This is a genomic window from Pseudoflavitalea sp. G-6-1-2, from assembly GCF_012927185.1.
Lineage (GTDB): Bacteria > Bacteroidota > Bacteroidia > Chitinophagales > Chitinophagaceae > Pseudobacter.
In genome coordinates, this window is sequence record NZ_JABBGB010000001.1 from 1,904,396 (window position 1) to 1,916,497 (window position 12,102).

A 12,102-nucleotide genomic window follows, 5' to 3' on the forward strand; every position below is an offset into this window, starting at 1 on the left:
AAGAAGCAGCCCTGAATGCCAGGGAATTTGAGATTGAGGACATAGCGTGTTAGTAGGGGTTAGTGAATACACTTGCAATGTTATGAAAAATACCCAGATTAACCTGTAGTAATGCCAGGGCGATCCATGTATGGTCTGCGTCGCGAACTACAGGCTCATATTCGCAAAAAAAAAGAGAATCCGGGTCAGATAACCTGGATTCTCTTTGATCAATGGAATATAATGCTCTTCTACTTATTCTTCAAATCATACACCAGCACCAATACAGGGCTCAGCTTATCACTGATCCCTTTCGCTGATTCGTTGTTGTTGTTATAATCTCTCAGATGGCTGTTCGACAACACATACAACTTATCTTCATATAAAGCAGCCGTAGTGGGCGAATGAAAAAACTCATTCCCTTTATCAAGCTGTGTTTCTTTGATGATTTTATCTCCGGCTTCATTCAACCAATACTGTTGAATTGAATTGTCCTTATCTGTTTTTTCGCCATTGTGCACGGCTATGATGCTATTATTCCAGTATACCAATCCGTCAAGATTATATGCCCTTGCCGAATCTGAATATCCTTTCAATTGTTTCAGTCCTTTTGTGTTTACATCTAATTGTACCGGCCCATTGCTGTAAGTGGCTATATACACTTTTCCTGCAGGCGTATTGGTGATCCCATTCGGATAAGTGATCAGCGAATCCGTGATAAGCACCTTCAGATCTTTCCTTGCTGCATCGATCACGTAGATAGAAGCTCCATATGTATCAGTAATGTAAATGCTTCCATTTGGATGAAGTATCAGATCGTTGAACAGATGCTGTGTTGTATCTGTAATTACAAACTTGTGTTTCTCGGCTCCTGTTCTGATGTCGAAGGCATGGACCATCGATACATAATCGGTGCCCTGCTTCTCATTTGATAAAGCCCATACCAATTGTTTCTTTGCATCCACCTTCAATCCTAATCCTTCAAGAAACCCATGCTGCCTTTCTTTGATGAGCTCTTTGTGTTTGCCGTTTTTTTCTATTTCAAGGATCTTGTGCAAAGCGATACTGCTCACATAGATCTTCCCATCTGTTGGATTAATGGCAATGCCTTCCGGTATTACTTCGCGCTCTGAATTTGTTTTGATAATGGCCGATTGATGCTGAGCAGTGAGTGGCAGGGATGCAAGTAAAGCAATTACCCCGGACAAGATTTTCTTCATGGCGTTTGGTTAAGGTTTCATGTAAAAATGGGGATTAAGTTAACAAAAAAGGGACAGTATGCAAAGCCGCATACCATCCCATGTTTCTGAATTTATCTTGTTGTTTCAGTTATCCCGCCAATGCCGGCATTCGCAGGTTTATCTTTCTGTAAATGCCTGGCGTGAAACCGGTGCTTTTCTTGAATTGTATGGTGAGATAAGCTGCGCTGGAATAATTAAGTTCTTTCGCAATTGCTGCAATTGGCATCTCACCGACCGAGAGCAATAATTTGATCTTTTCTATCCGTTGCTGTATCAGGAATTTTTCGATCGTAATCCCTTCCATTTCTGAAAACAGGCTGCTGAGATAATGATAATCGTATTGCAGCGTTTCCGAAATGTATCCGGATAGCTTTAGTCTTGTTTCAGCCTGATGATGCACCAGGTATATGATCAGTACTTTGATCTGTTCGGTCAGCACTTGTTTTTTATCTTCCAGTATCGAAAACCCGGATCGTTCCAGCAGCTCCTGCAATCGCATCAGCTTTGCAGTTGAAACAGATGCTGCTGTTTCAACTGCTCCGGGTCTTATTGCAATAACGCGTAGTTTCATCTGCCGGAATGCTGCTTTTACAATCGCTTCGCATTCCGGACTTATCATATTCCGGATATAAATTGTCATTGAATATACAGATTAGATGATCTGATAAGAAGAAGGCATAACAATTTCAGACAATCGAATGCAATAGACGACTGCCTGAAGAATGAATGTTCATTATCAGATTCTGTAAACGCAATGCAGTACAAAAAGGGGAGCACCCCGCGGAGGTGGCAGGCTGTCTACTTCACAGCGATTGGCAATAGCAGCGCTCCACAGCAATTCGTCAGATAAGGCTTCAGCAAAACGATGGAGACCGGCATCTTCCCAAACCTTCGGCGGTAATTTGCAGTCGGGAGTTTTCTGAACTTTATCGGTTAGCTTAACCAGTTCGGAACGTTGCGTGCAACATCCTTTTTTAGGAGCTGTCTGATTTTTGTTTCTTGCCTTGCAGTGCCCGCAGGGTTGATCAGGATCCTGTTTGCTGAACAACAGCAATTCTTCCAGTCCCAGTTTTTTGCAGGTATGCCGATTGGTGATGAATCCTGTTGAAAGTATCAGGTAAAGAAATGAAACGAATATGATTGCGGCTTTTTTCATCAACCAATGGCGCTGAATTCACCTGCAAAACTACCCATATTCTGGCTGTTTGCCATTACAAAATTTGATGAATGTCTTATAAGATTTTGTGTTTTTATGTGCTGGAATGCCTTGCTGGCTTCACTGACAGCTGAGAACGAATTCTTATATTTGACGCCAAACCCCTTACTGATTAATGCCCCCGTGCCTATGCCCAAAGTCTGCATACTGCTTTTTGTAGCATTGCTGCTGTGCCATTGCTTCGCAAGTGCACAGAATTCTCCATACAGGATTACGCATTTTTCCACCAATGATGGCCTCCCTCAGAACAGCGTCACCAATATCGAGTTCGACCGGTGGGGTTTCTGTTGGCTTGGAACAGAGATGGGAGCAGTACGCTTTGATGGCAGGCACTTCACCACATTCAATTCGGAAAATATCAGTGGCATCCATTCAGACCGTTTATCTATCGCCAAAGTGGATGATAACGGTGACCTCTATTTCAAAAATGAAAAGCTGGAATTGGTGGGTATCCGGCAACCGGCGCCGGGGATAGCCCCCATTGCCAAACACATCACCGATGATAATATCTGGCTGCCCAACAAAGGAGGGAAAGCTGTCAGCAATAGCCAGATTGCCAATAGATCACGTGAATTGTTTCGCTCTACTGGTTTTACCAACCTCAGCTCCAGCGGGCTGAACCTTGGCAATGGAGGCATCTACTTCGTGGAGAGAAGTCAGCTCTTCTATTTCAATGGAAAAGATTTTAAAATGGTCGACAGCTTTCCGGGCAATGCATGGCCCGCTTTTATTGCTGTTGATGATCACTTATTGCTGCTGTTCGACAATCATTCCATCATTGCATTGAAGAACGGAGTAAGAGTTGAAAAGTCAGTTACCATCAAAGGCCCGCTGTTGCAGGATCCTGCATTGAGAAAAGGCGATTTTCTTGTTTTCTATTCAAATGGGCAAACATATTTGTTCGCAGAAAAAAAACTGTATGGATTTTTCATGGAGAACGGACAGGTGTTCAGCAAAGTGTTGCTCGATAACCTCGACATCCCGGTTCCCGGCTCCCTTTATTATCATCAGCAACAAAACAAACTATACATCGGCTCATTGGTATCTGGATTATACATTATCAGTTTCCCCGGATTTAAGGTTCCTGTAACCAGCGGAGAATCCCTGAATGAAGGTTTCTACGCGCAATCACTTACGCCGGGAGGCGAACTTTTGTGTAACCGGTATTTATACAAAATGGATGGTTCAGCAGAGCGCCTTCCGATGAACAGGTACATTGGTCCCTCCTTGTTTGTTGATAAGCATAAACAGGTATATTATGGAGATCATCCTGCATTGTTCAGGTATGATCTCAATAGCAAAATCAATTGCAGGCTGATGGCACTCGACAGCAGGCCGGCTTCCATATTCTGCGACCAGACGGACAGCAGCACCATCATAGTAGGAACTTCTCTTTCAGTTGGGAAGATGAAAAACGACAGCTTGCTGCTGGTACGCAAACTTCCCGGTACTCCAATGATCATGAGTCATTTTCAAACGGGGAGAGATAGTTTCGTGATCGCCACACAGTCTGGAGTGAAATGGTTTGATTTTAACAGCGGGAAAGTCTACAGATCAGTACTTGATTCTGTTTATATCCGCAGTGTTTATCCTGAGTCCAATGGCCGGGTTTGGATCTCCACACAGGGGAAAGGATTTTATCTGTACCAAAACGATAAGCTTCATTCCTTTCCAATTAGGAGTTCTGGCGGATTGAAAACGATCCATGCATTTGTTGATGATGGACGGGGCAATTTCTGGCTCACCACCAATGATGGATTATTCACGGTAAAAAAACAATCTCTCATAGACTATGCAGCCGGCATTCAGAACGATGTGTACTATTATCGTTTCGGAAAAGATGATGGACTGCCTTCCAATGAATTCAATGGTGGATGCACACCGGCTTTCTGCTGGTTGAAAGACAGCTTGCTTTCACTGCCCACCATCGCCGGGCTGGCACAATTTTATCCGCATAGAATAACATTCACTTATCCTGACAGGCCGGTATACATTAACGCTCTGCTGTTGAACAACAACAGGCTGCTGTATGAAGATGCAATGCAATTAGAGCTGGAACCCGATTACAGCCGATTGTCGCTCAATGTTGCTGTGCCGTATTTCGGTAACAGAGAAAATCTTCAGCTGCTTTATATGATCGAAGGCCTTGATCGGGAATGGCAGACTGTACCGGATGATGGAACCATCATCGTTAACCGCCTGCAGGCCGGCAACTACCGCATAGTTGTGAAGAAACGAAACGATGCCGGGGAGCCTTCGCCGATGCTGAGTTTTACAGTAAAACCATGGTTCTATCAAACCTGGTGGTTCTACTCCTTGCTGGTGTTATTGGTTGTTGCCGCATTGCTGCTTACATCTTATTTCCGCGAAAAGTTATTGCATGAAAGGAATCGCAGGTTGCAGGAGATCATCAACAGGCAAACACAGGATCTCAGCAATACAGTGAAACAACTGAAAGATTCAGAACAGGCACTGAAAGAAAGCAATGTGATGAAAGACAACGTTACTACCATGGTACTGCACGACCTTCGTTCGCCCATCCGCTTTTTGCATACCATCACCAAACAGTTGATGAAGAAACGGGATACGATGGCTGTGGGAGAAAGAAACGAGTTGTTAGCACTTCTCAAAAACAGTACTGCCTCATTGAATGATTTTACAGAACAGTTCTTCACATGGGCAGCCAGCCAGCACAAAGATTTCAGGATCTCCGTTGAATCATTTCCCATTCAGGAGCTGCTCAACGAAATGCAGGATCTCTATGCAGACATTGCCATGATCAATGGGAACCGTCTCATTGTAATACCTTCCGATGCTGTTGCAAAAACCGACAGACAACTGCTGGCCATTATCATCCGCAATCTCGTGGATAATGCCAACAAGAGTACGTTTCAGGGAACTGTAACCATTGCAGTGTCATATGCTGAAGATAAACTTGAAATTTCTGTAAGCGACACCGGCAAAGGCCTCGACATTGCTGCGATGAACAGTTTCTATGAAGGAAATGCGCCCGGCAATCAGGGCAATGGCAGCACTATCGTAAAAACTTTGCTCGAAAAGATCGGTGGCAAGCTCCGTATCGGATCAGTGAAGGGAGAGGGTACTACTTTTGTTATTCTGCTGGATCGTTATGGCTGATCTGAAAACTTTTGGATAATTGTTCCATCTCCACCAGTGAACTGATCCCCAGTTTTTTGAATATTTTCCCCTTGAATGTACTCGCAGTTGAAGTGTTTATACCAAGCATATTGGCTACTTCCAAAACTCCGTGTCCTTTCAGCAGCAGTGTGGCTACATCCAGTTCACGCGGGGAAAGGGTAGTGAATGGATTTTGCTGGCTGCTATCGGTTAGCAGATTTTTCAGCATCTTATCAGACATATATTTATTCCCTGCCATCACTTCTTTTATCGCCTGAGTCAGTTCCTCATCACTGGCAGTTTTGGAGATAAATCCTCTGGCGCCGAGCTGCAGACACTTGAGAGCGAAAACATCTTCGGGATTGACGCTGAGCACCAGTACCTGCAAAGCAGGCCTGATCGCTATTACTTTTTCCAGCAGAAAAAGTCCGCTGGGGCCGGGCATTTGCATATCGGTGATGAGTATGTGGTATTCCGATGCTTCCAGTTTGCTGATCAGGTCGTCGCCTGAAACTGCATGTTCGTAACTGTAGCTATCGCCGGGTATATCTTTTATCAGCATCTCAATGCCGATGCGTACTGTAAAATGGTCATCTGCTATCAGGACCTTCTTCATTCCACGTAGAAATTTAATTGATCACAAGGGTGTTGAAACTGCCATGCAGTTCCACAGGAAAGGGTTCATCATTTACCGGCAGCAGGATGCAATATCAGGTTTTTTTATGGCCGCTAACGTTGTTGCTTAGTTGCTGTAGTACGATTACTACAGTGCGGTGCTTAATTACTACACGTCGCATACAGTTACTCGTACAAGGTATAATAAAAATATGTAATTACTTGCTGCATCGTTTGGAATGTATCAATAACAGCAATTATGCCGGTTTTATTTTCAGACGATTACCCATATCCAGCTTGTTTTCCGACCCCTGTGTACCCTGTGCCTCATCAGTGATGCATGCTTGCATGAGTTGCTGATTGGCTGTTATGTTATTCATATATCCTTTTAAAAATAAAAGTCCACACATATGACAAAACACTACCCTCTGTGGGGGAAGCTGCTGAGCAGACAGGTTCCCTTCTTGCTGATGCTGTTCTTTTGCAGTATCATCTCTTCATCCTCCTATTCTCAGGCCTTCGTAAAAGGCGGACGTATTTTATCAGGAAACCAAACAGAAACATTAACCGATCTTATTGTCGACAACAGTGGCAACAGTTATTTGCTGCTGGCAACGAACTCCAACAATCTGCCTGTTACCATCTCTGCGCCTGTCGGTGGATCTGGTACAAAAGGAGCGTTGTATAAGATTAGTCCTTCAGGCAATATCATATGGAGCCGTTATCTGCCGCATCAGACCACCGGAAGCCTCAATGTGGGCTTGAACAAAGTAGCGATCGATAATGGCATACTGTATCTGGTTGGTCCTTCCGGTGTGCCCAATCTTCCCGTAACGGATGGCTCAACAGGGCAGGGAGGAGGAAATGATGTGCTGTTCATGACCATGGATGCAAACAACGGATCGATACTGCAATCGAAATATCTCGGAGGAAATGGCAATGATGATTCTCCTTTTGCCATCAAGGTTGAAAGCGGCGCCGTGTATCTTTCTTATGCTACTACTTCCACCAACATTCCGGTTACATCGGGCCCGGCACTGACAAGCGGCACCGATCAGATTGTACAGAAGCTCTCGCTGAGCGGCACGGTGCTTACCAGTGTGATGGCGCGTGCCGGAGCCGCTGCATCTTCCATTGTATTTGAGAATAGTGTAGCAGCCATGGCTTTTTCAACAGCAAATACAGCTAATTTCATCACTACAGACGGCAGTACCGGCAATGGAGCCACTGATTTCGGAATAGTGAAGATCGATGCTTCCGGCAACAGAGTGTATGGTGTACTGTTAGGTGGTGCAGGGGATGAAACACAGCCCACCATCAAACTGGTGAACGGGCAGGTATATCTCGCTGGCACAACCACTTCTGCCAATTTTCCTGTTACTGATGGAACCAGCTTTTCGAACACTTATAAACATATCCTCACAAAATTTGCAGCCAATGGAGCTGTATTGTACAGCAGCATCAAAGCTGGCGTAACCAGTGGCACTGATTACCCCTGTATCGAAGTAGGTGATGGATCGGTGTACTTAATGGCATCCGGCTTCGGTACGGCTCCTGTGGTGAATGCAACTGATGGCACATCGGGTGGAATATACCTGATCCGTTCAAATGCGGTGAACGGGCAGACAATTTTTGCAACCACGATAGGATCAATTCCTGGAATTTCGGCCCGTACCGGTTCTGCATTGCTCTATCACAATGGAAAGATACATTTGGCCACTCCCACTACAGGTGTTGCCAATAACCCGGTTACGGATGGTTCGGTCAGGCCCGGTCAGGCCGGTTCTTATATCAACACTTATTCAAAAGAAGGGAAGCTGTTATTTGCCACCTATAGATCATCTGGCGGTTCGGTAGGGAATTTCATTCCACCAAAACTTGCGGCATCCGGCAACTATCTCTTCATTGCGGGCAATGCCTTGCAGGCGAGTGCCACTCATATTCCTATGACTGTTCCTTCTACTGTCACAGGAGCTACTACACAGGATATTTCCTGGATGTCCTATGAGTATTGTCCTCCAATGCCAACCACCAATAATATTGCGCCTGTGTCGCAGACCATTTGTTCAGGTGGATTCACACAGGCGCTCACCGGGAATAAGGTAGCATACTCTTCGGAGAATATGCCGCTGCTGATAAGACTTAACGCCACATCTCAGCAAACGGAGATCACGGCCAGATATCAATGGCAGGTAGCGCTTTCTCCTTCCGGCCCATGGACCGACATCGTAGGTGTGGGCACTCAAAAAGATTACACACCGCCTTCCGCTGCGGAGAGCAGGTATTATCGCAGACTGGTGCTGCCTCCTGCAGGATGCAGTGATGTTCCGGTAAGCACTTCTGCTGTTGCTGAAGTATTGGTAGGAGCTGATATGGCTCCTGATGTAACTTCTTCCATTTACAATACCTGCGTGAATGCTGCGGTGAATGTGGGTGTAACGGTCAGTGGCGGAACTGCTCCATATACCTATGCATGGGATAATGGTGTAACGAGTACAACCGAAAATGCCACTGTTACTCCTGCAGGAAACAGCGTGTACACAGTTACTGTTACCGACAATAAAGGTTGTCAGCAGAAAGGTCAGGTAATTGTGAATGCTTATGCTGCAAATGCCGGCCCGGCAAGCATCAACAGCTGTGCAGGCAAAGCAGTCAGACTGGGTACGGAACCACCTGCCGGCCTTACCGGTGTTACTTATTCATGGAGCCCTGCTGCTGGTCTCGATAATCCAAATATTGCGCAGCCAATGGCGTCTCCTGCTTCCAATACCACTTACACGCTTACCATGACTGTACCGGTCACTGGCGGAGGAACCTGCCAGACAACCGATGCGATCGATGTGGTAGTTGCAGCCGGGCCAACCACCGCTAACTTTGCAGGCCCCGATGTAGCACTCTGCAAAGGTGAGTCAACTACGCTGGGAACCCCTGCTGAAGCGGGTTTCAATTACGTGTGGTCGCCCGGCAGCTATCTCAGCGCAGTGAATACCAGCACTGTTACTTTCAATCCGGGAAGCAGCATCCCTACTGCTAACCCTATCACCTATACGCTTACTGCATCGGCCAACGGATGTTCCTTTACCGATAATGTGACCGTTGCCGTGCTGGATGTAAATGCAGGAAAGGATTTCTGCGGACCACGCACTGTTGGTACTAAAGATGCATTGCCAAATGTTGTGGGTGAAACATATCTCTGGGAAAAGATATCCGGTCCCGGAACTATTACCGGAGCTGTTGATCAGCCAACCACTACGGTGTCTGCTTCCCCAGGCGCTACAACTACGTATCGTCTCACCGTTACCTATCTTGGCAAAAGCTGCACGGATGAGGTAGTGGTAGGAGATTGTGGTGGTGTTATCTGTCCTATTACAAAGATCGATGTGAAGGCAGATCAGGGCTGTCCCAGCAAAGCGCTCGGCAATGTTACTCTCTCTGCATTTCCTTTGGTGAACACAGATGAGTGGACCTATTCATGGACTGCCGTTCCCGCAGGCGGATTATCTTCCGCAACTGCATCGTCTGTTACACTCACAGATAATGTGGAAAGGATGGTGACGCTTACTGTTACCAGCAAGATCAATCCATCCTATTCCTGCTCACAGACCATTCATGTGAATGATCCTGCATGGAGCGAACCGGTATTCCATGCAAAAGATATCGCTATCTGTGCAGGCACCACTGTAGGTATCGGAGAAGCAATAGTGGCCGGATACGAATACACCTGGACCAGCGTAGCTCCCGGAGACGTCAATGCTTCAAATCCGCAGGTAGCGCCAACTGTTACAACAGACTACAGAGTAGCGGTTAAAGAAACTGCTTCCGGATGCATCAAACTGGATACATCTACCGTTACCGTAAAAGCTGTAATCGCTGATCCTGGTGGCGATTGGGTTGTCTGTGCCAATTCTGTAGTAAGTCTGGGCTCACCAGCACTTGCAGGTTACACTTATTCATGGACACCGGCGGTAGCCAGCTATCAGGGAGGAACAGATCATACATCCGCAGAACCGAAAGTATTGATAGCGACTTCACAGGATTTCACGCTTCGTGCTACAGATACTGAAACAGGCTGCTTCAAAGACAGTACCGTTCACATCATTGCGGACAACAGCGGCACGCTTCCGGCAATGACCGATCAAACCATTTGTGTGGGTGGTTCTGTGAAGATCGGCAATGCCGCACATCCAGGTGTTACTTACAGCTGGGCTCCTGCAACCGGGCTGAGCAGCACAACAGATGCGCAACCCATTGCAAATCCCACTTCGACTACTACCTATACTCTTATTGCAACCTACTATGATGCATTCGGCAATGTCAGCTGCAGTAAAACAGGCAGTGTAACGGTTACTGTGAACGGACCAACCATCACCATGCCGGATGATGTGGTTTGTCAGTCAGCAGCTCTGTACAACCTCAGCAAAGATGTAGTGGTGAACGGAGCTCCAACGCTTACCTATGCCTGGACTTCTTCCGCACTGCTTACAAATGCCAATACACTAGGCGCAACTGTAAGAGCAAACCCCACAGTTCCTACGAGCTATACACTCACTGTAAGAGATGGCAGCGGTTGCAGAGCTTCTGCAACCAGAACCATCAGTCCGTCTAAACCTGCGCCCATTGCAGGAAGCAACGGCACAGTATGCGTAGGCAGTTCTGTAACGCTGGGAGATCCATCGAACAGCGGAACCCTTAACTGGACTTCAAGTGCAGTACTTGCCGGAACGCTTACCACAGCGTCTTCTCCGGCTCCTGTATTCACTCCGGCTGCCGGCGATGCAGGCAAGACCATCACGTTCACCGTGTCGTCTAATGATGGAACCTGCACCAGCACCTCTACAGTGAATATTACTGTGGCACAGTTCACACTGCCTGCCATTGCTCCGAAAACAGTCTGCAACAATGCCTCTGCAATCATAGGAGTGGCTCCTGCTGCGAATGTTACTTATTCATGGTATCCCACAACAGGTCTTTCTGATCCTGCAGCGGCTACCACTGTTGTGAACAATGTAACAAGCAATGCCACTTATACACTCACGGCAATCGATCTGAAAGGATGCGTTGCCACCACTCAGGCTACTGTTGGAGTTAACCCAACACCTGCGCCAACTGTAAGTATCGCTGATGTAGTGAGTGAGATCGGTAAACCTGCTCAGGCATTCAATCCGCAGATCAACCCTGCTGCCGGAACCTACTCCTATAGCTGGACGCCCGCCAACAGAGTGAACGATCCTTATATATCCAATGCGGCTCCGCTGGCCAATGGCATCGGCACAACCGTATACACTCTTTCCGTAACGGACCTCAATGGCTGTACTTCAACTGCACAGGCAAAACATCGTGTAACTGCACTCAATAATACGCTGCCTGTTACACTTTCTTCCTTCACCGCCACTGCCCGCAATTGCGGTGTGAACGTGAACTGGAAAGTAGAATCCGCTTCCAACTTCTCCCATTTTGTGGTGGAAAGAAGCGTAAATGGAAGCGCCTTTGTTGCTGTGCAAAAATTGTGGTACGAGTTCAACCGCGCCAACTACATCTATCAGGATGCAGAGCCCGGCAATGGCAAATGGACCTACCGCCTGAAACTTGTAGACCTCGACGGAAAATTCACTTACAGCAATATGGCAATAGCGGAAGTGAAGTGCAATCAGGCTGCATTACTGAAAGTATATCCGAATCCTGTTCGCAGCGTCGTATACATCAGCAGCAGCAAACCTGTGAAGAGCGTTAGAGTGCTTTCACTTACGGGTAATCTGCTGGCCCGCCACGATTTCAATCAGAAATCTGCCGCAACGGTTCAGTTGTCTGTCAGCACCCTCATTCATGGCATATACATGGTACAGGTGATGGCTGAAGATGGTACCGTTCAGACTTCAAAACTTGTGAAAGAATAATAGCAAACCTCCAGCAATT

The 12,102-nt window shown here is 46.5% G+C and carries 7 protein-coding genes; 2 read left to right on the forward strand and 5 right to left on the reverse strand.

What is annotated here, in order from left to right:
• Nucleotides 1-230 precede the first annotated feature (230 nt).
• From HHL16_RS07925 to HHL16_RS07935, 3 genes are all read right to left on the reverse strand, one after another.
• Complete coding sequence (locus tag HHL16_RS07925) at nt 231-1,199, reverse strand: hypothetical protein (protein ID WP_169424586.1); 969 nt, start codon at nt 1,197-1,199, stop codon at nt 231-233.
• A 109-nt stretch (nt 1,200-1,308) separates the two neighbouring features.
• Nucleotides 1,309-1,860: an AraC family transcriptional regulator gene (locus HHL16_RS07930; RefSeq protein ID WP_169424587.1), complete on the reverse strand. Its 552-nt coding sequence runs from the start codon at nt 1,858-1,860 to the stop codon at nt 1,309-1,311.
• 96 nt (nt 1,861-1,956) lie between these two features.
• Entirely contained in the window at nt 1,957-2,376 is a 420-nt protein-coding gene (locus HHL16_RS07935) for a hypothetical protein (RefSeq protein ID WP_169424588.1), read from the reverse strand.
• A 189-nt stretch (nt 2,377-2,565) separates the two neighbouring features.
• Between HHL16_RS07935 and HHL16_RS07940 the strand changes: the two genes are divergently transcribed.
• Nucleotides 2,566-5,574 (forward strand): ATP-binding protein, encoded by a 3,009-nt coding sequence (locus HHL16_RS07940; RefSeq protein ID WP_169424589.1) that lies wholly within the window; start codon nt 2,566-2,568, stop codon nt 5,572-5,574.
• Here the strand turns inward: HHL16_RS07940 and HHL16_RS07945 are convergent.
• Both HHL16_RS07945 and HHL16_RS25205 read right to left on the reverse strand, forming a co-directional pair.
• Nucleotides 5,549-6,190, reverse strand: coding sequence for a response regulator transcription factor (locus HHL16_RS07945; protein WP_169424590.1), 642 nt, complete (start codon nt 6,188-6,190; stop codon nt 5,549-5,551). The two genes, HHL16_RS07940 and HHL16_RS07945, sit on opposite strands and share 26 nt — an antisense overlap.
• 256 nt (nt 6,191-6,446) lie before the next feature.
• The gene (locus HHL16_RS25205; protein ID WP_277349346.1) at nt 6,447-6,569 is read right to left on the reverse strand and encodes a hypothetical protein; all 123 of its coding nucleotides are present in this window, start codon (nt 6,567-6,569) and stop codon (nt 6,447-6,449) included.
• A 30-nt stretch (nt 6,570-6,599) separates the two neighbouring features.
• On the opposite strand from HHL16_RS25205, the gene HHL16_RS07950 reads away from it, so the two are divergent.
• Complete coding sequence (locus HHL16_RS07950) at nt 6,600-12,083, forward strand: T9SS type A sorting domain-containing protein (protein WP_169424591.1); 5,484 nt, start codon at nt 6,600-6,602, stop codon at nt 12,081-12,083.
• Nucleotides 12,084-12,102 lie beyond the last annotated feature (19 nt).